Origin of the sequence: Fibrobacter sp. UWB2 (genome assembly GCF_002210425.1) — a bacterium.
Classification (GTDB): domain Bacteria; phylum Fibrobacterota; class Fibrobacteria; order Fibrobacterales; family Fibrobacteraceae; genus Fibrobacter; species Fibrobacter elongatus.
In genome coordinates, this window is record NZ_MWQK01000003.1 from 240,793 (window position 1) to 263,012 (window position 22,220).

Annotated in this window: 20 protein-coding genes and 1 tRNA gene; 8 read left to right on the plus strand and 13 right to left on the minus strand. The window is 50.9% G+C overall.

Annotation, left to right across the window (positions count from 1 at the left end; genetic code table 11):
• Positions 1–6: 6 nt before the first annotated feature.
• Genes lptB through B7982_RS15140 form a run of 5 tightly spaced genes read right to left on the minus strand, consistent with a single transcriptional unit; the run spans position 7 to position 3,221 of the window.
• Positions 7–735, minus strand: a complete 729-nt coding sequence (gene lptB / locus B7982_RS07150) for an LPS export ABC transporter ATP-binding protein (RefSeq protein WP_014545959.1) — start codon at positions 733–735, stop codon at positions 7–9.
• A 5-nt stretch (positions 736–740) separates the two neighbouring features.
• Positions 741–2,084 carry a hypothetical protein gene (locus B7982_RS07155; protein ID WP_088660159.1) on the minus strand — a complete coding sequence of 448 codons (1,344 nt, stop codon included), beginning with the start codon at positions 2,082–2,084 and terminating at the stop codon, positions 741–743.
• Positions 2,084–2,887 carry an LPS export ABC transporter periplasmic protein LptC gene (lptC, locus tag B7982_RS07160; RefSeq protein WP_233138426.1) on the minus strand — a complete coding sequence of 268 codons (804 nt, stop codon included), beginning with the start codon at positions 2,885–2,887 and terminating at the stop codon, positions 2,084–2,086. Before lptC ends, B7982_RS07155 begins: the two co-directional genes overlap by 1 nt.
• Before the next feature lie 28 nt (positions 2,888–2,915).
• Positions 2,916–3,065 (minus strand): hypothetical protein, encoded by a 150-nt coding sequence (locus B7982_RS14890; RefSeq protein WP_158212980.1) that lies wholly within the window; start codon positions 3,063–3,065, stop codon positions 2,916–2,918.
• Positions 3,066–3,089: 24 nt separating this feature from the next.
• Positions 3,090–3,221, minus strand: a complete 132-nt coding sequence (locus tag B7982_RS15140) for a hypothetical protein (protein ID WP_255396747.1) — start codon at positions 3,219–3,221, stop codon at positions 3,090–3,092.
• 157 nt (positions 3,222–3,378) lie between these two features.
• Here B7982_RS15140 and B7982_RS07165 point away from each other — a divergent pair, with 157 nt between their 5' ends.
• A complete protein-coding gene (locus B7982_RS07165) occupies positions 3,379–3,642 on the plus strand; it encodes a type II toxin-antitoxin system RelB/DinJ family antitoxin (RefSeq protein ID WP_072829918.1) in 264 nt (87 codons plus the stop codon).
• 2 nt (positions 3,643–3,644) lie between these two features.
• On the plus strand, positions 3,645–3,923 hold the full coding sequence (locus tag B7982_RS07170) for a type II toxin-antitoxin system YafQ family toxin (RefSeq protein WP_088660161.1): 279 nt from the start codon (positions 3,645–3,647) through the stop codon (positions 3,921–3,923).
• Positions 3,924–4,109: 186 nt separating this feature from the next.
• Here the strand turns inward: B7982_RS07170 and B7982_RS07175 are convergent, their stop codons facing one another.
• Together B7982_RS07175 and B7982_RS07180 are read right to left on the minus strand one after the other, a co-directional pair.
• A complete protein-coding gene (locus B7982_RS07175; protein ID WP_088660162.1) occupies positions 4,110–4,583 on the minus strand; it encodes a 2-oxoacid:acceptor oxidoreductase family protein in 474 nt (157 codons plus the stop codon).
• Positions 4,584–4,601: 18 nt separating this feature from the next.
• On the minus strand, positions 4,602–6,269 hold the full coding sequence (locus B7982_RS07180) for a thiamine pyrophosphate-dependent enzyme (protein ID WP_072829924.1): 1,668 nt from the start codon (positions 6,267–6,269) through the stop codon (positions 4,602–4,604).
• A gap of 74 nt (positions 6,270–6,343) precedes the next feature.
• On the opposite strand from B7982_RS07180, the gene B7982_RS07185 reads away from it, so the two are divergent.
• Together B7982_RS07185 and B7982_RS07190 are read left to right on the plus strand one after the other, a co-directional pair.
• Complete coding sequence (locus tag B7982_RS07185) at positions 6,344–6,772, plus strand: hypothetical protein (RefSeq protein ID WP_088660163.1); 429 nt, start codon at positions 6,344–6,346, stop codon at positions 6,770–6,772.
• A gap of 110 nt (positions 6,773–6,882) precedes the next feature.
• Positions 6,883–8,061 carry an FprA family A-type flavoprotein gene (locus B7982_RS07190; protein WP_088660164.1) on the plus strand — a complete coding sequence of 393 codons (1,179 nt, stop codon included), beginning with the start codon at positions 6,883–6,885 and terminating at the stop codon, positions 8,059–8,061.
• A 171-nt stretch (positions 8,062–8,232) separates the two neighbouring features.
• Here B7982_RS07190 and B7982_RS07195 read toward each other — a convergent pair whose 3' ends face one another.
• Positions 8,233–8,580, minus strand: a complete 348-nt coding sequence (locus tag B7982_RS07195; RefSeq protein WP_088660165.1) for a hypothetical protein — start codon at positions 8,578–8,580, stop codon at positions 8,233–8,235.
• 275 nt (positions 8,581–8,855) lie between these two features.
• Between B7982_RS07195 and B7982_RS07200 the strand changes: the two genes are divergently transcribed.
• On the plus strand, positions 8,856–10,448 hold the full coding sequence (locus B7982_RS07200; protein WP_088660166.1) for a GGDEF domain-containing protein: 1,593 nt from the start codon (positions 8,856–8,858) through the stop codon (positions 10,446–10,448).
• 148 nt (positions 10,449–10,596) lie between these two features.
• Here the strand turns inward: B7982_RS07200 and B7982_RS07205 are convergent.
• Positions 10,597–10,685: transfer RNA gene (locus B7982_RS07205), tRNA-Ser, on the minus strand.
• A gap of 176 nt (positions 10,686–10,861) precedes the next feature.
• On the opposite strand from B7982_RS07205, the gene B7982_RS07210 reads away from it, so the two are divergent.
• The 3 genes from B7982_RS07210 to B7982_RS07220 are packed head-to-tail and all read left to right on the plus strand — an operon-like array spanning position 10,862 to position 16,337.
• Positions 10,862–14,254 carry a transglycosylase domain-containing protein gene (locus tag B7982_RS07210; protein WP_088660167.1) on the plus strand — a complete coding sequence of 1,131 codons (3,393 nt, stop codon included), beginning with the start codon at positions 10,862–10,864 and terminating at the stop codon, positions 14,252–14,254.
• A gap of 38 nt (positions 14,255–14,292) precedes the next feature.
• Positions 14,293–15,570, plus strand: coding sequence for a hypothetical protein (locus B7982_RS07215; RefSeq protein ID WP_088660168.1), 1,278 nt, complete (start codon positions 14,293–14,295; stop codon positions 15,568–15,570).
• Entirely contained in the window at positions 15,567–16,337 is a 771-nt protein-coding gene (locus B7982_RS07220; RefSeq protein ID WP_088660169.1) for a sulfite exporter TauE/SafE family protein, read from the plus strand. The genes B7982_RS07215 and B7982_RS07220 overlap by 4 nt, the downstream gene beginning before the upstream one ends.
• A gap of 2 nt (positions 16,338–16,339) precedes the next feature.
• On the opposite strand, the gene B7982_RS07225 is transcribed toward B7982_RS07220, so the two are convergent.
• From B7982_RS07225 to B7982_RS07240, 4 genes are all read right to left on the minus strand, one after another.
• Entirely contained in the window at positions 16,340–17,284 is a 945-nt protein-coding gene (locus B7982_RS07225) for a hypothetical protein (RefSeq protein ID WP_088660170.1), read from the minus strand.
• A gap of 72 nt (positions 17,285–17,356) precedes the next feature.
• Positions 17,357–17,686, minus strand: coding sequence for a GIY-YIG nuclease family protein (locus B7982_RS07230; protein ID WP_233138428.1), 330 nt, complete (start codon positions 17,684–17,686; stop codon positions 17,357–17,359).
• 95 nt (positions 17,687–17,781) lie between these two features.
• The gene (gene nhaA, locus B7982_RS07235) at positions 17,782–19,068 is read right to left on the minus strand and encodes a Na+/H+ antiporter NhaA (protein ID WP_233138429.1); all 1,287 of its coding nucleotides are present in this window, start codon (positions 19,066–19,068) and stop codon (positions 17,782–17,784) included.
• A 125-nt stretch (positions 19,069–19,193) separates the two neighbouring features.
• Positions 19,194–22,217, minus strand: coding sequence for a response regulator (locus B7982_RS07240; RefSeq protein WP_088660173.1), 3,024 nt, complete (start codon positions 22,215–22,217; stop codon positions 19,194–19,196).
• Between the last annotated feature and the right edge of the window lie 3 nt (positions 22,218–22,220).

Here is a 22,220-nt window from a genome sequence, read left to right on the forward strand (position 1 = left end):
AAACTCCTAATCCAAGCGGAAAGAATCACCGAGATAAATGCGACGTGCTTCTGGGTCTTCGGCCAAGTGTTGCGAAGAACCTTCCGTGAGCACCTGGCTCTTGTACATAATGTAGGCGCGGTCCGTAATCGAAAGCGTTTCGCGAACGTTGTGGTCCGTAATGAGCACGCCCATGCCGCGGTCCTTGAGTTCCGAAATAATGGACTGGATGTCGGCAACGGCAATCGGGTCAATGCCTGCAAACGGTTCGTCGAGCAAGAGGAACGACGGATCGCTTGCCAGCGCTCGTGCAATTTCCAAGCGGCGGCGTTCGCCACCGGAGCAACTCATGGATTTCGTCTTGCGGATGTGCGTAATCTTGAATTCTTCGAGGAGCTGTTCCAACTTCTTTTTGCGCTCGGCACGCTTCATGTCTTGCGTTTCGAGGATCGCCATGATGTTGTCTTCAACGGAGAGCTTACGGAAGATGGAAGCTTCTTGCGGGAGGTAACCCACACCGAGACGGGCGCGCTTGTACATCGGCTTGTCCGTCATCTCGATATCGTCCAAAAAGATGTGACCTGCATCCGGGCGGACCATGCCCACAATCATGTAGAACGTGGTCGTCTTGCCGGCACCGTTCGGGCCGAGGAGCCCGACAATTTCGCCCTGCGAAACTTGAATGGAGACATCACTCACCACCTGGCGGTGGCCATAAATCTTGCGCAGCTTGTCGGTGCGTATCGTGCTAACCAAATTTTTCACTGTGCGTCCTCCGTTTTCGCAGTTTCGTCCGTCGACTTTGCCTTGTTTTTACGGCGGCCAAAAATGTTTCTCATTTTACGGTCTTTAAAAACTTTATCAACTTTTGCCGAATCGGCTGCAGTCAAATTCTTTTTCACGCTCGGATCTTTTGCGGCAAGCGAATCAAGCCTTGCGAGCGAATCCTTCTTGGCATTTTCCGCAATGCGGTTCGCCTTTTCCAAGTCGATAAATCGCCCACTTGCGTTTGTCTTTCTGCCCATGAGCTTGAGCGACTTCACCGCGTTCTTTTGAGCATCGAACAAGATGTGAATCGTGTCGCCCGTCGCTTCGTTCTTGCCAGAGACCGTCCTATCCTTTTTCACATAGAAGTAGGTGCTCTGAGCTTTGCCCGAAACAATCGCGCGGTCCATGCGGCCCTTTTTAAAATACAAATCGAGACGGTCGCCGTCCATCAAATTGCGGTATTCTTTTAAATCCGTTTCGTAGAAAAATCCCTTGGCGTTCACGTTCACGTAAAGGCGTTCAATTTTTCCTTTTTTGAATTCGCAGTAAAGCGTATCGCCGAAGGCTTCGGTCACGTTGCCGGGATTGCCTCGTTTCGGGGCTTCGTTCTGGATGCCGTGTGCGTTGCGGATCACGAGTGCGGACTTGAGCATCTTGCCCGTCTCGTCGAGCACGAGGAATATGGAGTCGCCCGTGAGGTGGTAATTTTTCATATCGCAAGTCGGGTGGCCCTTCAGGCTGAGCCAATTATCTTTGCGATTAAAGTAACCCGTATCGCAAGTGACCACGAGATCTTTCTGCGTGAGCTTCACATCTTGATAGGCTTGCGCAAAACTGTTCTTCTTGTCGAAAATGAGGGAGCGCGAAGAAATCGTTACGGTATCAATCGTACCATTTTTCTGCTTTTCGTACTGATAAAGTCTCGGCGACATCGGAATTGTCACGATGTCTTCTTTGCGGTCGTACTTGAGGTACTGACCGGTCATGAGGTAGTTGCCTGCGGAATCGCCTGCGCTCACTTCGCCAGAGGCAATCGCAATTTCGCTCTTTCTTTGGTAAGAGCCGTTCCTTGCGCGCACAAATCCAGACGGATGCGTGAAGAGGAACCCGCCGCCACATTCAACTGTTTCGGTGTTACGGTTCCAGGAGGCGCGCTGCGTCTTGAACGCAACACTATCGTGAACAAAGTGGACATTGCCGGTCAAGAGGAGAGTTCCGCGCTTGCGGGACACGTCGAGGTTGTCGGCGTGGTACATGATGAGCGGCGAGGACTGCGCAAATGCGAAATTAGCCGCAAAAATCAATGCGACGATGGAAAGGAGTGCGCGGAAATTCATTACGGCATCCCTGCCTTTGGCCTAAACGGGAGACCGCGCGGCGGAGCCTTCCTGGACGGTGACGAGGCAGGCTTTGCAGCCTGCGATGACGAGGACGGCGGATTGCTTAAACGTTCCGCCTCAGCCTGTCGTTTGTCTTCATCCTTCATGCGCTTTGCCGCATCCTGGAAAATACCCGTCACGTTCGAAAGGATTTTCCAGTTGTCGAACTGCGCATCGCTTTCAAAACCGACACCTTGCAACACGTCGCCGTCTTCGGAGACAACGCGCACATAGCTTGCGGTTCTGACCAAATTATCCTTCTTATTCCAAAGGAGCGAATCGGCACGGACCGAGGCGCCCTTCGGAGTCAGCGCATAAACGTGGCCGTAAGCGTAAACGTACGTGAACGTCATGTCGAGACTGCCGGAGTCCGCACGCAAGAACGCCACGCGCTCGCCGATGGAATCGTAAATGTCCACGAACACCGGACGCACCGTCACGATTTCCTTGTCGGCCCAGCGTTCCAGATAAGCGGTTTTCAATCGCCAGTTGAGCACGCCCTTGTCGTAGCTGTCGAGAAGAGTCGTATCGGTAAAGAGCATCTGCGGGCGCTCGACACGAATCCAAGGCTTGGGTTCTTCGATTTCTTCGCAACCGAGCAAAAATGGAGCAAGAATGGCACATGCGAAAACGCCCCACAAGCGAGATGCCTTGCGAGACACATTACGAGATGCACGGGATGCACAACAAGACGCCGCCGGGCGAGATGTCGGCGCAAACGCATTTTGGACATTCTGAATATTCTGCAAAAATTGTGCCACAAACACAAATTACAAATATAAAAGCACGTTATTTAGGGTTTTCTCGGAAATTTGAGGGAATTTGGGCGATTTTCCTCGTGACAAGCTCCATTTCAGCAGGACTCAATCCGAGATATTCGTCAACATCCCCTACTTTCCACCCTTTCTTTTCCAACTTTCGTTTCTTTAATTTGTCCATAAGCTAAAATCTTCCTCATTTCAGTCATTTTTTCTTCTTTCGTTCCACATCCAACAGAATTTCCGACTGAAGAAATTCTGCGTATTCCTTTTCAAAAGCCATCTTCTGTTTCAGGTCAGACATAACCCTTTCAAAAGTTGATTTCATCTTTTTCATGACAGACGCACTCCTCATACTAAAAGTATCATCCCTTTAATGTGGAGTCAAGGGAGCGATTTTCAAGAGATAACCAAAATATTCATTACAGCTAATATCAAAAGTATTGATTTGTAATGACATTTATAGTATATTTAATAAAAAAAAGGAGTCGAACATGGCGACATTGCAATTAAGAGTAGATGATGAATTGAAGAAAAAGTCAGACGACTTGTTCCAATCGCTTGGTTTGGACACATCCACCGCTATTCGCATTTTTTTGACATTCGCTATCGAAAAGAACGGCATTCCATTCGATGTCCGCCACGCCCCTGAAGATTTATCTCTTGAAAAGGCGATTAGTGATACGCGGAAGCAAGAGAATCTACACGGTCCCTATTCATCTGCGCAAGAAGCAGTAGCCTCCATGCTGGAGGATTAAGTTTGTACCAAATCAAATATACCAACAGAATGAAGCACGACGTCAAGACCATGCAAAAACGAGGCAAAGATTTAAACAAGCTCGTTTCTGTTCTTGACAAACTATCAAAAAACATTCCTCTCCCTCCCAAGTGTCATGACCACCAACTTGTCGGCAGTTTGAAAGACTTTAGAGAATGCCACATTGAACCCGATTGGCTTTTGATGTACCAAATAATCAACGACGAACTAATCCTTTCCGCTACCGCAACAGGAACACACGCTGATTTATTCGGGAAATAACACAATAAAGAAAAAAGGACTGCTCGGGGGCAGTCCTTTTGAAATGTTACTGGATCCTTCACTTCGTTCAGGATGACGAGTGAAAGCGGCGTCAGGATGACGCTATAAAAAAGGCGACCCCAGCACAGTGGCCGGGGTGACATTGTAAAGGTGATCCCGCAACAAGTGCGGGAATGACAACGCTAATTAGCCTTCTCGGCCGAGCATGAATGCCTTCTTGTTGCCTTCGTGGAACTTTTCGGCAAAGAGCTTGTTCAAAGCGACCATCCACTGATCGACGGTGAAGTCGAAGTGCTTGGAGAGCTTGCCGAGCATGGCGACGTTCAAAGCCTTCACGTTTTCGAGCTTCGAAACATCGATGTCCGCCGGCGTGAGGAGCACGCCGCCCTGCTTCATGTAGGCTTCGTTCACGACAACCTGCGTCTCGTCAAAGACGACGAGGTAGTCGGCTTCGCCGCACGGGATCATCGGGGACTGCACTTCTTCATCTTTTGCAAAACGCACGTCAGAAGCAATGGAACCGCCGCGCTGGCTCATGCCATGGACTTCGGCTTTCTTCACGTCGTAACCTTGTTCGAAAACAAGTTCGGCCATCACGTCACTAGCCTTGATAACACCTGTGCCACCGAGGCCTGCAAATTTAACGTTCATTACGCTCATAATTATTCAACCTCTCTATTAAAAGTTATTGTTCTTCTTGGCAGCGGCTTCTGCTTCGGCAAGTGCCTTTTCGGCCTTTTCCTTGTTCGCCTTGTCCCAGGCAAGGATGCTCTTGAGGGCGAGAATGCAGGGGCTCTTAGCAACGATAAGCGTGAGTTCGTCCTTTTCGAGGGATTCCTTCACGAGGCGCTTGAATTCTTCCGGTTCCTTGACCTGGTTCACTTCATAGACGTTGTCGAAACCGGCGACCTTTGCGACTTCCTTGTAGTCAATCTTGTATGCCGGAGAGTGGTCGAGGTGACGGCCCGTACCCGGGTGTTCCTGCTGACCGGTCATAGCGGTAATGCTGTTGTCGAGAATGATGACGACATGGCCAGTTTCCGGGCGGTTGTAACCCGCTTCCACAAGGCCGGTGATGCCGCTGTGAACAAACGTAGAGTCGCCAATCACGGAGACAACGCGCTTTGCCTGTTCGCGCGGAAGCACGTTACGGAGACCGATACCCATACCGATTGCGGCACCCATGTCAATCATGTAGTCCATGGCGCTGATCGGCGGGAGAGCGGCGAGCGTGTAGCAGCCGATGTCACCGGAAACGATGCAGTCGAGTTCCTTGAGAACTGCGAAGGAACTGCGGTGCGGGCAGCCCGGGCAAAGCATAGGCGGCTTACCCTTGACCGGAACCGGATCCGGGTTCTTGTCGCCTGCGATAATGCGGCGGACGCGGTTCACGTCGAGTTCACCAAAGCGGAAAATCGGGTCAAACTTGCTTTCGCACTGGATGCCAGCGGCCTTGATGTTTTCAGCAAGCCACGGGTCGTTTTCTTCGATGACCATGAGGCGCTTGCCTTCGAACTTCTTGGCGAAATCCTTGATGAGCTGCATCGGAAGCGGGTAGGTCATACCGAGCTTGAGGATGCTTGCTTCCGGGGCGGCTTCGCGGACGTGGTGGTAGCTGATGCCGCTCACGATGATACCGAAATCAGCGCTACGCATTTCGACCTTGTTCGGGCCTTCAGCAACGTTCCAGGCTTCCATTTCGTCCATCTTGGCGCGGAGGCGACGGCCAGCCGGCTTCGAGAAGCCAGGCACCATCACGTGCTGGGCGATGTTGCGTTCAAAGTTCGGCACCATTGCCGGGAGTTCTTCCTTCGGCACGACGATAGACTTGGAATGGTCCACACGGGTGGTCATGCGGAGGATGACAGGAATCTTGAACTTTTCGCTCGTCTGCATGGCGATACGGAAGAAATCATAGGCTTCCTGGGAGTTGGACGGTTCGAACATCGGGCAAACGGATGCCTTAGCGTGATTACGCGTATCCTGTTCGTTCTGGGAGCTGCCCTGACCCGGGTCATCGGCAACAATCCACACCATGCCGCCATCGACACCCGTGTAAGTTGCAGTATAGAGAACATCACTTGCCACATTCAAGCCAACCATCTTCATGGTGACAACACTGCGGGCGTGTCCAAAAGCGGCACCGAGAGCGACTTCGGCAGCGACCTTTTCGTTCGGAGCCCACTGGGCATAGCCACCCAGTTCAGAGTAATCTTCCAAGATTTCGGTGGACGGAGTTCCCGGATAACCTGCGGCAAGCTGTACATTGCAATGACGCATGGAAAGGGAAATGGCTTCGTTGCCCGAAATCAGCATCTTTTTCGCATTTGGATCAAAAGCTGGCATGATATTCCTTTTTTGTTTTAATCGTTTTTAAACGAACTGCAATATAGAAAAAAACTATTTTGTATATTCAGGCCATGGCACTAAACAGGCTCTTCATCGCTATCCTGACATTTTCATCCTTGTTGCTCACGGGCTGCTTTACAATGCTCATGATGCAAGATAACAAGAACACGCAGACTATTTCCATTAAATCGGGAGACGGTGAAAAATACGATTTTTACATCGAAGGGAAACTCCTTTGCAAAAACACAGATGTTTGCAATTACATCCACGATGCGGACACCCCTTGCCGGGTTTCAATCCTGATGAAACGGGGCGATGTCACCTACAGGCACATGCTTTACGGCTATTGGGGCGAAGGGGACAAGGTATACAGCCAAAACATGAACTATTGTCCTGGAAACAGCCTTACCATTGAACCCGACTCGGTCATCAAAAAACAAGAAGAAGCTAAACGAAAGAAGGCCGCAGAAGACGTTTGGGTCAATGGCCCAGCAAATTAAATTTCAAAAAGTTATTTTTTGTTATATATTGTCAAGGTTTTAAACAAAGAAGGAGATGCCCGCTCGGAGGCGGGCATGACAAGTTTAGGATTAAAATAAGAGGTAGAAAAATGATTGTTTCAGATTTTAGCGAAAGCATTAAGTTCGTGGGTGTGGATGACCGCGAGATTGATTTATTTGAAGGGCAGTACAAAGTTCCTGACGGAGTTTCGTACAATTCCTATGTAATTTTTGACGAGAAGATTGCGGTCACGGATTCCGTAGACGCACACAAAGTAAGTGAATGGTTGACAAATGTTGAAAATGCATTGCAAGGCAAAACGCCCGACTACCTGATTGTCCATCATTTGGAACCCGACCACGCCGGCGGCTTTTTCGAATTTATCAAGAAGTACCCGGACGCAACCATCGCCGCATCTGCAAAGGCACTTGCGTTCATTCCGCAGTTCGTCAAGCTCCCCGAGGGCACAAAGACGCTCACGCTCAAGGATGGCGACACGCTTTCGCTCGGCAAGCACACGCTAAAGTTTATCGCGGCCCCGATGGTCCATTGGCCTGAAGTCTTGCTCAGCTATGACGAATCCGAAAAGATTCTGTTCTCCGCCGATGCGTTCGGCACATTCGGACTTTCTGGAAAACTCGGCGATGACTGGGTGAGCGAAGCAAGACGTTACTACATCAACATCGTCGGGAAATACGGTATGCAGGTGCAGAGCGTTTTGAAGAAGCTCGCCGGTATCGAAGTCAAAACGATTTGCCCGTTGCATGGTCCGGTTCTTACAGACAATTTAAGTTTCTACATTGACAAGTACAACACCTGGAGCAGCTATGCGCCTGAAACACAAGGCGTATTTGTCGCTTACGCAGGCGTTTACGGCCACACGGCAGAAGCCGCAAAGAAGCTCGCGGAATCGCTCCGCGAAAAAGGCGTTGATGTAACGATTATGGATTTGGCCCGCACGTATTCTTCGGAGACGGTCGCACAGGCTTTCCGCTATAGTCATCTCGCCGTATGCGCAACAACGCTTGATGCCGGGCTCTTCCCCGCTGCCGAAAAGTTCCTCACGCACCTCAAGGCGAAAAACTACGGCAACCGCAAAGTCGGCATTGTCGAAAACGGCACATGGGCTCCGATGGCAGCCAAGAAAATGCACGAGATTCTTGACACGCTCAAGAACGTGACATTCTGCGAAACGACGGTCACGCTCAAGTCCGCACTCGACGAGACTTCTGCAGCAAAGCTCGAAGAACTTGCCGTAGAATTCGCGAAGGATCTCGGGAAAGCGTAGTAGACGATAAAGGAGATGCCCTGTCGGAGCAGGGCATGACAGAATCCATGCAAAAAAAAGTCGGCCTCCGCCGACTTTTTCGTTTAAATAATGAGACTGGATCCTTCAACCCTTACGGGTTTCAGGATGACAAGTATGGAAGTTCCGGCTCGGGGGCCAGAATGACATAAATTACTTTTTGCTGGCGAGTTCGTCTTCGAGTTTCTTGTTGCGGCTGTCCTGCATTTCGCAGATGTTCTTGAGGTTGTTGATTTCTGCGTTCTGCTTGGCCACCTGGTCCTTGAGGTCTTCGCACTTGGCGGCGTAGGTCTGTTCGGATTCGATGCGGCTGTTCAGCTCCTTGCGGAGGCTGTCCACAGAATTGCGGAGCTTTTCGACGGCATCGTCGGCATCCTTGATGACCGGGTTGTCGCAGGCTTCGTTTTCGTTGCAAGAGCAGCACTTAAAAAATTTCTTCGTCACGGCAACAGTCGCTGCGGCACCGAGAATGGCGCCGAATAAAAAGCTATTCGTCTTCATGGTCAAACTCCTTGTAATTAAATCCACCTAATAATATCCATTCTAAGAACGTAAAAGTCAAGAATTTTTTAGAAAAATGCCTTTTTTACGAGAAATTATGGATTCCCTCCCGTTGGTCGAGAATGACAAAAGCGCATAAGTCGGGATGATAAATGCATATGCCGACCCCGGCACGGAGGCCGGGGTGACAAGTGTAAAAGGCCGGGGTGACAAAGGTTAAAACTTGCAAAAACGGTACAAAAATCTTATATTGCATTACAGTAATCAAGGTGTATATGGCAGATTCTCTTTACTCTGTATTATCGTTCACTTGCGCGCTCGTGTTGCTGATTTTCATGAATCAGTTCAGGTCCGTGCTGGATAAAAGCGAAAAAACGGACAAGGACTTCCTTTTCCTGTCTAGCTGGGTGACCATTTTCTGCCTCCAAGACGGCATCTGGGGCGTTCTTGCGAGCGGCGCCGTCCCCAACAATACGCTGTTTTTCATTTCGTCCTCGGTTTTCCATGCCGCGGCAGCATTTTCGGCCTACATCTGGCTGAGCTACATCCTGAACTTCATCAGTATCGAACGCGAAAAGGCAATACCAGCCAAGATGCTCTCGATCGCCCTTGTGATTTTCCAACTCGTCTTGCTCCTCGTCAACATCAAGTCACGGTTCATTTTTGACGTGGGCGAAGACGGCTCGTACATCGCACGCCCGGGCAGAAACCTGCTTTATTACAGCCAGTACTTTACGTTCTTCGTCATCGCCATTTTTGCCGCCTACAGGATTGCAAGCGCAAAAAAGATCGCCTCGCGCCGCCATTACGCTGCAAGCTTTTTGTTCATCTTGGCGCCAGTCCTTTGCGGGCTCCTCCAGAAAGCATTCCCGCTTGCCCCATGCGATTCCATCGGGTTTATGCTCGGTTGCTGCACCATCTATGCATTTTTCATCTCGAAAATTAGCCGCAACAGGGACCTCTCGCAAAGGGCGGTCATCATCGCAGGGCTTTCTGCTGACTACGACCTGGTCATGTACGTGAACATCACCAAGAACCAGACAAAGTATTACCAGGTAAGCGACAGGTTTGCACCGCTCCTTGCCGAAAATCACATACTGCCTAGCCCGCAAAACTTTGACAACCTGATGAGGCGCATTTACGTCCCTAACGAGTTCAGCGGCTTTATCGAAAATTCGGCTTTAGCCAAGTGCATCGAAATTGTGCAGACGACGCCGTATTATTCCATTCCCTTCCTTGCAAATATTGACGGGCACGTGGAACACTACCGCATGAAAATTGCAAGCGACAAGGGCAACACGCAATCGTTTGTGGTCGGCATCATCAATGTCGAAGTCGAACACAAGCTCGAAGAAACCGCGCTGAAGTTGAGAAAGGACCTGCAACACACCAAGCTAATTGCCAACAAGGACCCGCTCACGGGTGTCGGAAGTGCAGCGGCGTTCAAGGCCAAGTGCGAACTTATAGACAGCGAGATTAAGGCTAAGGACAAAATAAAATTTGCGATTGTAGAATGCGACGTGAACGATCTGAAGGTCATCAACGACACGTTCGGGCACGACATGGGCGACGAATACCTCAAGAACTGCAGCAAGGTATTCTGCAATATATTCAAGCATAGCCCGGTGTACCGCATCGGGGGCGACGAATTCGCCATCATTTTGCTTGGCGAGCAGTACGACCTGCGTTCGTCGCTTTTCGAGAAGCTGAGGGCGTCTGTAAACCGCAAGCCGGATGCCCCGAAGGAGAGCATTTCGTTTGCCGCGGGGATGGCGGATTTCAGCCAGCAAATTGACGAATGCGTGAAGGACGTGCTCAAGAGAGCCGACACGTTCATGTATATAGATAAAGGGAAGTTGAAGAGCTAGGCGTTTGTTACGTGATGCTGACCCCGGCACGATGGCCGGGGTGACAAGTGTGTATGCTGACCCCGGAATAAATCCGGGGTGACAATGCAAAAGGTCGGGTGACGAGTGTAAGAAAAAACCCCGGGTCTTGCGACTCGGGGCTTTTCAGCGGGAAGAGCGAGATTCGAACTCGCGATAGGATTTAGTCCTATACGTCCTTAGCAGGGACGCGCCTTCGGCCAACTCGGCCATCTTCCCATCTTGGGGACCAAATTTTAACAAAATTCCGGCGAAATTTCAAGGGGTAACGGGCAAATTCATCGTTTTTCCACAAAAAAGCCCCTAATTTTTACATATTGCACGCCCCCAGGCAGGCCACCCCTCCAAAAGTTTTATATCTTGTAAGTCGTTAATACTCAATAATTTACGTAAATATGAATAAGTTTGTTAAAATCATCGTCGCTATCTTCCTTGTAGCCTTGATTTGCTACATCCCCTTTTATATCGTCGTGTTCAAGATTCTCCCCGAACGCGATCCGGACAACCAGTTTAACCGCGCCACCATCTTGCAGGTGCTCTCCGGCGAAACCCGCGTCTTCTACGAAGACGGTGAAAACCTGCTCGGCGCATTCTTTGACGCGAACCACCGCGTTTACGTGCCCTATGGCGATATTCCGGTCAACCTGATCAATGCCCTTATCGCTGCCGAAGACTCCCGCTACTGGACCCACAACGGCTACGACCTCAAGGGGTTCATGCGCGCCATGGTCAACAACGTCAAGTCTGGGCGAATGAGCCAGGGCGGTTCCTCGCTCACGCAGCAGGCAGTCAAAAACATTTTCGGCCGCGAAGAACGCAGCATCAAGGAAAAGCTCAAGGAATTCTTGAACGCGCTCCGCATGGAAAAGCACTTTTCCAAGGAAGACATCCTGGAATTTTACCTGAACCAGTTCCACGTCTCGGGTACGGGCAAGGGTGTGGCTATCGCAGCCCAGTACTTCTTCAACAAAGAACTCAAGGACCTGACGCTTGCCGAATGCGCATTCATCGCAGGCTCGGTGAAGGGACCGTTCAACTACGACCCGTTCATCCAACGCACCGAAGAACGCAGGCAAAAGGCAATCGAACGCGGCGAGACGCGACTCCGCTACGTGCTCAGCCGCATGGTCGAAGAAGGCTACATCGAGCAGGCCGACATGGACGCCGCCATCGCAAAGCCTTTGGAATTCAACCACGGCAATTTCCGCTTCACGATGAGCACGACGCTCGAACGCTTGGAAGAACGCCTCGACAGCGACTTTTTCCACGAGCTCTTCCAGCAGGAAGGTATCGAAGATTGGCGCAAAGCACAGCTCGAAATCACGACAACTTTGAACGCCAAGTCGCAGGACGCCGCCAAACGCGCATTGCAGACAAACATCAGCAACTTGCAATTACAGCTCGGTGGCTTTGTGCTCCCGAAGGCGCAATTCGCAAACCGCGCCCGCACCGCTCGCAAAGGCGACTACCTCTACGGCGCCGTGGATAGCGTTTTCTACGATACGACCGGCAGACTGCAATCGCTTAAGTTAAACTTCGGGCAGCTCAAGGGCATTGTCACGGAGCAGTCCGTAAACGACTTTGCCAAGCTCGCCGGTGGCGATGTGAACAAGATTCTTGCGACCCAGCTCAAGCCGGGCGCCATCCTCCTCGTGAGCATCATCGACGAAACACCGATTGACGGTTACGCACAGTGCAAGATTGAAACGGAACCGGTGCTGCAAGGCGCCCTCGTTGCGATCCAGAACGGCAAGGTGCTCGCGAGCCAGGGCGGGTTCCACAACACGGGATTTGACCGTAGCTTCAAGGCACTCCGCCAGCTCGGTTCTAGCTGGAAGCCGATTCTTTACGCGCTTGCTCTTAAGTACCACTGGAACTATCTCGACAATCTTGAAAACGAATTCAACGCCTTCCAGTACGGGAACCAATTCTACTTCCCGCGCCCGGACCACAAGAACAAAGGTGACGTTGTCAGCATTGCATGGGCCGCTACGCGTTCCGAAAACATCGCTAGTATTTGGCTGTTGGAACACCTGTTGGACAAGCTCTCAGACAAGGAATTCGAAGACGTTGCCCGCGAAAACGGCTTTGCTCGCAATCCGGACGAAGAACGCATCAAATTCGTGGAACGCTTGCGCGACAAGTTCGGCCTCATGATGAAGGAAGACGTCAAGCGCGAAATCGAATTCACGAAGGCACGCGATGCGCTCGTGGAACGTTATATGAACGACGGCAAGGTATTGCAGGCACGCGCCGTGCAGAACATGCGCTACGGCACGTTTACGGACATCGGTTTGAAACAAGCGAAGCGCGACCCGAAAATCACAAAGTACGTAAACCACAACTTTAAGCGTTACTCTGAAATCTGGCGTGCCCGCGAAATCCAGGAACTCGACCCGGATGAATCGACAAAGCTGTTGCCGCTCGATTCCGTACAGCTGATTGAAAACTTCACGCTCGCTGACTTTAAGCGCTTGAACGCCATGATTGAACCGGTCGATGGCGACGCAGACTACTTTGACATGGCTCATTTGCGTTACTGGCCGGATTACCGCCGTGCGCTTGCGATGGCCGACTATGCCCGCTTTGCAAACGAAATCGGCATCCACCAGAAATTGCAGAAAGTGTTCAGTATGCCGCTCGGCGTGAACGACATTACGCTTGCCGAAATCACGACCGCCTACCAGACGCTCCTCACAGGCAAGATTTTCAAATGCAAGGACGCTAACTGGACCGAAGCTTGCTTTATCAAGGAAATCAAGAACCGCGACGGCCGTACGATTTTCAGGAACAAGATGGAATCGATGACGGTGCTTGACGATACCGTGACAACGCAGATGGGCGTGATGTTGCGCTCCGTGTTCACGAACGGTACGGCACACAGCCAGCTCACCGCGCTTAGCGTCAAGAATCCTGAAGGGGCCTCGAAGCTCCGCTATCCGGTAATGGGTAAGACGGGTACAACAAACGATTACCGCAACGTGGCGTTCCTTGGAGCGCTCCCGACGTACGTCAAGGAAAAGAACGGCATCGCACTGGATTCCGTGATTGCTATTGGTAGCTATGTGGGCTTTGACGACAACAAGCCTTTGAAATCAGGACGCACGCGTATTGCAGGCGCCTCGGGTGGTTTGCCGCAGTGGGCTTCATTTGCGAAGGAAGAAATCGACATTCTTGGCATTCCAAAGCAAATCGACTTCCTTGACATTTCGATGATCGCCACGGGCGAAGTGCCGCTGATGCTGACAAATGAACGCGGCGAACTCACGGTGGACCCGATGACCGGTGAAGCTTTGATAAACGGAGAAAAAGGCCGCCCGCTCCCGTGGCTCGATGTGCCGGGATTCACGCCGCCGCAAGTGCAGAAGATTGCCGCCGAAACGATTGCAAAATCTGGAATTGTCGTGAGCTTGCCGATGCCGCAGACAAGCACGCCATCGCAAACCGGAAACGCAACAGATTCCGCGACGGTTAAAGCACAAGAAGCCGCACCCAGTGTCGCACAGCCCGCTACTTCGCAAGCTGGGACAGCGCCAATCACAAGTGCGCCGAAGCCGCAGCAAGTCATCCCTGCTGATGCAAGACCAGTTTCAGAAGTCATGAAGGCAGATTCCATCAAGAAGGCAACGGAAGCAGCAAAGCAGATTCCGCTTGATCCGCAGCAGACGTTCACGCCAGTTCAGCCGCCAAAACCGCAGGCCGCCATGCCCAAGGATGACGACTGGGATTTGCCCGAAAACTTCAGCAGCAAAAATGCATTCGTGCCTATCGAAGCCGATGCTGAGTAATTGCTATTTTTGTTCACGATTAAAAAACGGAGTGTTTCATGTCTAAATCAACGGTTTTCGTTCAGGCAGCCACATTCGCCGCAGCGTTCTCGCTCACCGCATGTATCGGGACTAGTCAATGCCCTTCTCCAGACGTAAAGCCTACTGAAACTCCGTTCACGAAAATCATCGGGCAAGATACAGTCCAGTCTGCAGAAACACAGACAGGCAAGTATTCCGAGATGCAGGTCGTCACCGGCGATAGCGCTTCGCAGATTCTCGACCAGTTCAAGCTCTCTACGCCCGACCAGATTTTGACTCCGGAACAGACGCCGACTATTCTCGTACAAACTCGAGTCGATACGGTTTTGATGATGTTGCCGCCGTGCGACAAGACGCACTTTTCGCATTGCACGCTCGAAACGACGATGGACCCGTACAAGGCATTCCCGGCGCTCGCCAATTACGTCTTTAGTTACGCCGACACGCTCAGCCGCGCAGGCCAAACGGACTCCGCCTCCGTCATCTTGAACAGTTTCTCGACAATGGCTCCGATGTGGGAAAAATGGCAAGCGCATTCAGATACGCTCCGCGAAGCATTCGGCAAGCGCCGTGAAGAAAAGGCAAAAGAATTTGAGTCAATGGCACTCCAAATTCAGAACATGAACCGCGTACAGGCCTCGTACAGCATGGTCGCCGAAACGGCCGACAGCTTGATTGCACAGCTCGCTCCGGGAGACTCGCTCGCGAACTGGGCACAAGGCCAGAAAAAAATCGCTTATTCGAACACGCTCAAGAAAGCTTCCAAGGAATTTGAATCCATCAAGGTTCTCGCTGACGAAAAGGCACAATTCGCCGAAGCTCGCAAGCAGACCGAGATGTTCCGCATCCGCTACCGCGATTTCGAAGACACGCTCCACGTGCAGGCATTCCTGAATCACGTTGACGAACTTGAAAAGGCTACCGATTCCGAGACCGCTAAAATGTGGGAAAAGCAAGACCCCGCCGCAGCACTCGCCCAGGCCGATACGCTCATCGCAAACGAAAAGTTCGATAAGGCCAAGGATTTGCTGAACAAGCTCAAGACGAGCAAGCTCCGCAAAGAAGCAAACGAAAAATACATCGTCCTTGCTGATGCTTACTGCAACAAGCAGCGCAAAACCACATCGCAGATTTTCTCAAAGTCCTTAAAGCAAACGGACGAAGAAAAGAAAAAGAAATTGCTGAACGACGCCCTCGCACCGCTCGACAAATGCCTTGCGGAATTCCCAGAAACAACGCAACGCGAGAAAGTCGAAAGCAACAGAAAGTTTATTGAAAAGGAACTCGCCAAGTGACAGACTGGTGGAATTACGCCCAGTACCCGGCGTTCTTTATTTTGGGAGCAGTCGTAAGCCTCATCAACAGCATCGCAGGTGGCGGTTCTACGCTTAGCCTCCCCATCATGATTTTCCTCGGGCTCCCCGCGACTGTTGCAAACGGCACGAACCGCATCGGGCTCATCATCGGGAATTTCAGCAGTGCCTACAACCTTGCGCGTCACGGCTACCTGAACAAAAAAATCTTTTTGCAACTCTTGCTGCCGACATTCTTCGGCGCACTCCTTGGCGCATGTTTCTTGGTCCGCATTGGAGACAAGCTCTTCCAGGCAATTCTCGCCGTCGTGATTTGCCTTGTGGTGGTCATGAGCAACTTGCGCAAGGACATTCTCGGAAAGCCTCCCGAGAACCCGCCCGAGAAACTCACCGTCAAAGGCGCCATCGGATTTTTCGCCATCGCTGTCTATGGATGCATTGTGCAGGTAGGCGTTGGGTTCGTGCAAATATTTGGACTCACGCGGTACACCGGACTAGACCCAATTCACGTGAACGCCATCAAGAATGCGCTCACGAACGTGTTCCTCATTGTAAGCACGGTCGCGCTGGGCCTCGCCGGAAAAATCGATTGGCCCGTTGCGATTATCATGGCGGCAGGCGCATGGTTCGGCGGCTACCTCGGCAGTTTCACGCAGCGCAAAAAAGGCAACAAGTTCATCCAGCGATTTATCAGCATTTGCAGTATCGGCATGGCGATTGCACTCGTGGTGGACTTGGTGATGAAATAACCCTAGCTCACCGGATTTCTGTGACTTTCGAAGAGTTGCCGTAGATTCACGGCATCTCTTTTTTCTTGCTCCGTTTTGAGGTCTTCCATAATCTGTGCGAAATAGGCGGCCCGTCCTGTATCTTTGGCGAGGAAGGCGTCTTCGTAACTGTCTTGCGCCACAGCAACGACTTCTGGATTGAAGGTTGGCATAAACCCATATTTTTTGCAAGTTTCAATCATGTCGTCATCGTTTATGCTGCTGTAGTCAAAATTCGTGCGCTTAAGGAGCGTGACCATATCGCCAACGATTTCGATGAGCACATTTTCAGAAGATGAAAAACGCGACCGTAAAAAACTGCAATATACAGCCACATCGTACATCTTTTTGTATATAAAATAATCCTTCAAAAAGCGGAAGCAATGAATCATATCGCTAGAGCGATACGTGTACTTCATGGCAGAAACGATTTCCTTGAGCAAGTTCTCCCAACGGCCTTCGGCACTGCAAAGCATCGCATACAAGATCCTGCATTTTGCAGAAGTCGGATTCCACTGGACCGCTTCGGTGACGCCCTTCAACGCCGTAGAATAGTCGCCCAAGTCCAAAGCGGCGAGCGCATATTGGCGGTAAATCCAGTCCATCGGGCAGACAACGCTCACGTTCTTTATCTGTTGCGACGGGTTCTGGTAAAAATGCTGATAAAGTGCCCATTCCATTTCGTCCGAGATAGCGACGTAGCTAACATCATCACTAGACACAAATGGATGTTCTTTAAGAACCTGCATTAGCGGTTCAAGAATCTTCAGCGACTTTTCATAGTCCTTATTCTTGTACGCATCCAGGGACAAACTCAAAATTTCCATCACGCCTTTTCGGCCGCCAATATCTTCGAGCTTCTTGCTCATGATGGCGGACTTGATTTGGAAGAGGTCTTCCTGATTTTTGGCGTCTTCGATGGATATCATAGTCTACTTTCAAAAAAGTTCTTTAATAAAATACACTATTTTGAAAGCAATAGGCAATCCCCCAAAGAAAGACTACACACGCTTTTTACGGCGTTTCTTTTTCGGCTTTAGGCGTTCGCCAAGGCCTGCTCGCAGTTCACCTTCTAATGCAGGATCACCCGCAGCAAGGAGTTCCTTTTGCGGGCGTTTAAGCTTTTTAATACGCGCTTCCAGGCGGAGCGCTTCTTCGCGAGTTTCAAGTTCGAATGTTTGTAAAATACATTCCGGCGGGAAAGCTTTGGTAAACCTCGCCCCACGCCCACTGCAATGTTCCTCATAGCGGGCGTCGACATCCACGGCATAGCCCGTGTAAATGCGGTCACCCTTGCAACGGAGCATGTAGACGAAATGAGCTTTGGTCATTACCGTATATGGAGATGCCGGCATGCTTCGACTACGCTCAGCACAGGCTGCGGCCGGCATGACATTCCTAAGTTCTAAGATCTAAGTTCTGCCAACTATTCTTTCTTAGATACGATACTCATGTAGATGGTGCCGAGAATGGCAGCGCTAAAGCTTCCAAGAAGGATGCCAAGCTTTGCAGAATCCTTGTTCGCACCGTCTTCAAAAGCAAGGCCAGCGACAAAGAGAGCCATCGTAAAACCGATACCGGCAAGCATGCCACCACCCCAAAGAACCTTCCAGGAGTAACTCGGCTTCTTGGAAACGCCAATCTTCACGGACAAGAGGCTGAAGAGGAAAATACCGATCGGCTTACCGAAAATGAGGGCAAGAGCCACAGCACCAAGCACAGGCACATCCAGACCGCCGAGTTTGATTTCGACACCGGCATTTGCAAGCGCAAAAATCGGCATGATGCCAAAGTTCACCCAAGGCACAAGCATCTTGTACAAGCGTTCCTGCAAGGAGACACTTTCGCTTGCACCGCGCTTGAGCATCGTAAACACTTCGTACTGTTCATTGCGGTCCTTCGTCTCGCCCGAAAGCACATTGCCCACGCCACTTGCAAACTGGGCCACCACGCCTTTCGCCACCACGGCCTTAGCAGGCACGGAGAGGCCAAGGAGCACGCCCGCAATCGTCGGGTGCACACCGGACTTGACAAAGAACGCCCACACGGCAATACCCGTGAAATGGAGCAGCAGCATGTTGCGCACGCCAATGCGGAAGAACACGTTGAACAAGGCAAGGAGCACAAAAGCCATTCCAAGAGCGCTAAAGTTGATGCCATCGCCGCTCGGGTAGCCAATCGCAATCACGAGGATTGCACCGATATCGTCCGCAATGGCCAAAGTCAAAATCATCACGCGGAGCGCATGCGGAACCTTCTTGCCGAGAATCGCCATGCAGCCCACCACAAACGCGATATCCGTCGCCGTCGGGATTCCCCAGCCATGTGACGTACCCGGAGGGCAAAGAGCCAAGTAAATCAGCGCCGGGAAAAGCATACCGCCAGCAGCCGCAATAATCGGGAGGCTCGCCGCCTTCGGATCGCGGAGTTCGCCATAAGTCATTTCGCCCTTGACTTCAAGCCCGATATTGAAGAAGAATATCGTCATCAGCGCATCGTTGATGAACCAGTGCAAGTCACCAGTGCCCACCCAGCTGCCAATCGTCACCACGAACGGCAGATGCCAAAAGTGCTCGTACGATGACGGACTCAAGTTCGCCCAGATGAGAGCCGCAAGCGTCATAATGATAAGCACTATGCCGCCCGTCGTCTCCACCTTCATCAGGCGTTCAATCGGGGTGATAATCTTACGTACCGGGGTTTCCGGAAACATGTCTTCAATTTTATCGCTGCTAGTTACTCGTGCTGACATATGTTTTCAATATAGATAACTTTTTACATTTTTTTGGAGTCATACCGCCGTTGTAACAGATAAATAGGAATAAAACTACAAGTCCGTTACAAGAACATCGCAAGCACGTCCTTCAGCTTTTCAATGCTGACCGGCTTTGCAATATGTTCATTCATGCCCGCCTCGAAAGAAGCTTGGCGATCTTCGTCAAACGCGTTAGCAGTCATAGCGATAATCGGGATTTCGGCTACATCCTTGTTTTCGAAGGCTCGGATGCGCTTTGTCGCCTCGTAACCATCCATCACCGGCATACGAACGTCCATCAAGACGACATCGAACGGTCTCGATTTCGCCTTCGAGAGCATTTTCACGGCAATATCGCCATCTTCGACCGCCGTCACGATAAAACCATTGTCCTGGAGGATTTCCATCGTGATTTCGCGGTTGAGGATATTGTCTTCGACCAAAAGAATTCTCTTTCCTGCAAATCCGGAGTTGACAAGCGCACCGTTTTCGTCATTTTTCTTGGACTGCACGAGCTTGAACTCAAACGTCATCGTCACTTCGGTACCGACATTCAAGCGGCTCGCAATTTCAATCTGGCCACCCATCATCTCAACGGAGTTCTTCGTAATCGCAAGGCCAAGGCCCATGCCGCGGACATCCCTCGACACCGTAGATTCTCTTGCAAACGGCTCGTAAACCGTCTTGAGGAATTCTTCGCTCATGCCGATACCATTATCCTTGATGCGGAACTCGTAGGCGGCATAGCTCGACTTTGTAAGCGGAGTCTCCTTGACACTCATCGAGACGGTACCGCCTTCCTTCGTAAACTTGATAGCATTCGAAAGCACCTTGAGAAGTGCCTGGCGCAAGCGTTCCCTGTCGCAGACGACTTCATCATCATTGATATCGACGCAATCCAGTTCAAACTTGAGGTCCTTCGCCTGCAAGTCATTGCGGATATCGCGTTCCACCTCGTGCACGACTTCGAACAAGTGCATCGGAGCCTCGTTGAGGTCGAACTTGCCCGATTCAATACGGCTCATGTCGAGAATGTCGTTGATAATCGAAAGCAGGCGGTCAGAACTCTGGTCAATTTTGACAAGGCAGTCCTTGACGCGATCACAATCCCCCAGATGCGACGAGGCAATCGAGGTAAGGCCAATGACAGCGTTAAGCGGGGTACGGATTTCATGGCTTATGCTATTGAGGAATTCCTTTTTGGCGCTGTTGGCCGCCTGGGCTGCCGAGAGCGCCTGCTTCAAGGCTTCGGCCTGCGTTTCGAGCTGTTCCTTCTGTTCGAGCTGCAAACGAGTAGATTCATCGACGCTGATAAAGCCCGCCACAATCTGTTCCTGGGCATCGGGCGCCTTGCCCGCCATCACGAACTTGAGCTGCCAATATTCAACCGCCCCGTTGATAATCATCCTGTAGTTGACATAATAGGCGCCCTTCGCGGCAAGACGTTCCATCACGACATCGCGGGTCGTCATCTCCATGAACATCTTACGGTCATCGGGGTGCACAAGCGTATTTGCAATCAGCTTCAGGCGGTCCTCGAAATTCCCAACCTTTTTCCAATTCGGGTTATCGGCCCAGTTGTTTTTCTTCACATAATAAAGATGGTCTTCACGCGTAGACGGGTTGATGAAGCTCACCAGCGTAAAGTCTTCCGAAAGGCCCTTGATCACAGAAAGTCTTTCGCGTTCGGATTCAATGGCGACCTTCTCGTCGTTCACGTCCTCGACGCCAATAAGCACGTAACCCTCGCCCTTGCCATCGGCAAAGCCAATCAACGTATGGCGCAGCCAAACCCAGTTGCCGTTAATGAACCAGCGCATGTCCACAACCTTTCGGGACTCGAACTGGCCCATCATCTCAAGGAAGGATTCCCTGTTGAACACGCTATGGCAAAGCTCCAGGTCGTCCTTGTGGATTTTCGTGAGCTCGTCATTGTTCATGATGTCGTACAGAGAAACGTTGCAGTCAAAACGGCTGAGGATTTCCTTGTACAAGTCGTTCATGGCGCTTGGATACACGACATACGAACCCGATTCGGGATTCACGTAATAGATGTGGATAAAGTTCTTGGACAAAAGGCCCAAAAGCTTCATCTGCATGTAACGCACCTTGCCCACGTCATCTTGCTTCGAGCGGTCAAACTCGCCCGCAATGCAGCGAATCGCCACACGGCGCAGCAAAATAAAATACGCCAAAAAGAGAACCAGCACCGCAATGCCAAAGCAGAGCAGAATAAAGCGAACCTGGTGTATTGCCGCCATCGCATTCTTTTCAGGAGACGAAATGACGATACTCCAGTGGTTTACCGCCAAGGGTTTGTAGAAGAAGCAGTTGGACTCTTCCCAATAGTTTTCAACGCAAGCCTCGCCCGTTGCCCCCACAAGCATGCTATCCACAAGCGCCGAGAACAATCCCCTTTCGTTATCCATCTCGTTCATGTAATCATGGATACTCTTCAGCGAATCATGCTTGGTGTCCGCAATAAAGCGTCCATCATCGCGGTTGACCACATAGACAAACATTTTACGGTCATAGCGCTTGTCCTTGCGTAAGTACTGGTGGATAAGTCCCAGGCTAAAATTCCAGAACGCCACGGCGACCACCTGCCCATGGCTCTTGATCGGCACAAAATGGTACAGGAGCTTTTCTTCGGGCTTGTCGCTTTCCAGGCGCACGGATACATGAGCATCGCCCTTCGATTCCGCTTCAAACGAGATTTGCATTTTCGAAGCATCCGTCACGACGCCATCCGGCAAAATTACGACATCTCCCGGCAAAAGGATATTGATTTTCTGGTCGCGCAAAAACGGCTGCATCTCGTTCAGCTTGGGCTGCAAGCTGTCTATAGAATAATCCGCACGGTCACTCAGGGCATCTGCCACAAATTGTAGCGTTCCGCCATAATGCAGATTGTTCATGATAAACTCATTCGATGCCACCTCGGCATATTCACGAAGTCTATTGTAACAGCCATCTTCTACAATTTTCAAAACCTTTTGACTGACAAACAAAAAGACAACAGCCGTCACGACAAGGAGGACAATGGCAAAAAACAGGTGATCTTTGCGCATCACCTTTTCGCCGTGGACACCGTCAACATTCTTCATTTT

Bases quoted from the DNA above. Each gene is read 5' to 3' on its own strand.
- B7982_RS14890 (WP_158212980.1), bottom strand. From the start codon at position 3,065: ATGGACAAATTAAAGAAACGAAAGTTGGAAAAGAAAGGGTGGAAAGTA.
- B7982_RS07155 (WP_088660159.1), bottom strand. From the start codon at position 2,084: ATGAATTTCCGCGCACTCCTTTCCATCGTCGCATTGATTTTTGCGGCT.
- B7982_RS07230 (WP_233138428.1), bottom strand. From the start codon at position 17,686: ATGACCAAAGCTCATTTCGTCTACATGCTCCGTTGCAAGGGTGACCGC.
- B7982_RS07175 (WP_088660162.1), bottom strand. From the start codon at position 4,583: ATGAGCGTAATGAACGTTAAATTTGCAGGCCTCGGTGGCACAGGTGTT.
- B7982_RS15140 (WP_255396747.1), bottom strand. From the start codon at position 3,221: ATGAAAAAGATGAAATCAACTTTTGAAAGGGTTATGTCTGACCTGAAA.
- B7982_RS07165 (WP_072829918.1), top strand. From the start codon at position 3,379: ATGGCGACATTGCAATTAAGAGTAGATGATGAATTGAAGAAAAAGTCA.
- B7982_RS07210 (WP_088660167.1), top strand. From the start codon at position 10,862: ATGAATAAGTTTGTTAAAATCATCGTCGCTATCTTCCTTGTAGCCTTG.
- B7982_RS07225 (WP_088660170.1), bottom strand. From the start codon at position 17,284: ATGATATCCATCGAAGACGCCAAAAATCAGGAAGACCTCTTCCAAATC.
- B7982_RS07190 (WP_088660164.1), top strand. From the start codon at position 6,883: ATGATTGTTTCAGATTTTAGCGAAAGCATTAAGTTCGTGGGTGTGGAT.
- B7982_RS07195 (WP_088660165.1), bottom strand. From the start codon at position 8,580: ATGAAGACGAATAGCTTTTTATTCGGCGCCATTCTCGGTGCCGCAGCG.
- B7982_RS07240 (WP_088660173.1), bottom strand. From the start codon at position 22,217: ATGAAGAATGTTGACGGTGTCCACGGCGAAAAGGTGATGCGCAAAGAT.
- B7982_RS07200 (WP_088660166.1), top strand. From the start codon at position 8,856: ATGGCAGATTCTCTTTACTCTGTATTATCGTTCACTTGCGCGCTCGTG.
- nhaA (WP_233138429.1), bottom strand. From the start codon at position 19,068: ATGTTTCCGGAAACCCCGGTACGTAAGATTATCACCCCGATTGAACGC.
- B7982_RS07215 (WP_088660168.1), top strand. From the start codon at position 14,293: ATGTCTAAATCAACGGTTTTCGTTCAGGCAGCCACATTCGCCGCAGCG.
- B7982_RS07185 (WP_088660163.1), top strand. From the start codon at position 6,344: ATGGCACTAAACAGGCTCTTCATCGCTATCCTGACATTTTCATCCTTG.
- B7982_RS07180 (WP_072829924.1), bottom strand. From the start codon at position 6,269: ATGCCAGCTTTTGATCCAAATGCGAAAAAGATGCTGATTTCGGGCAAC.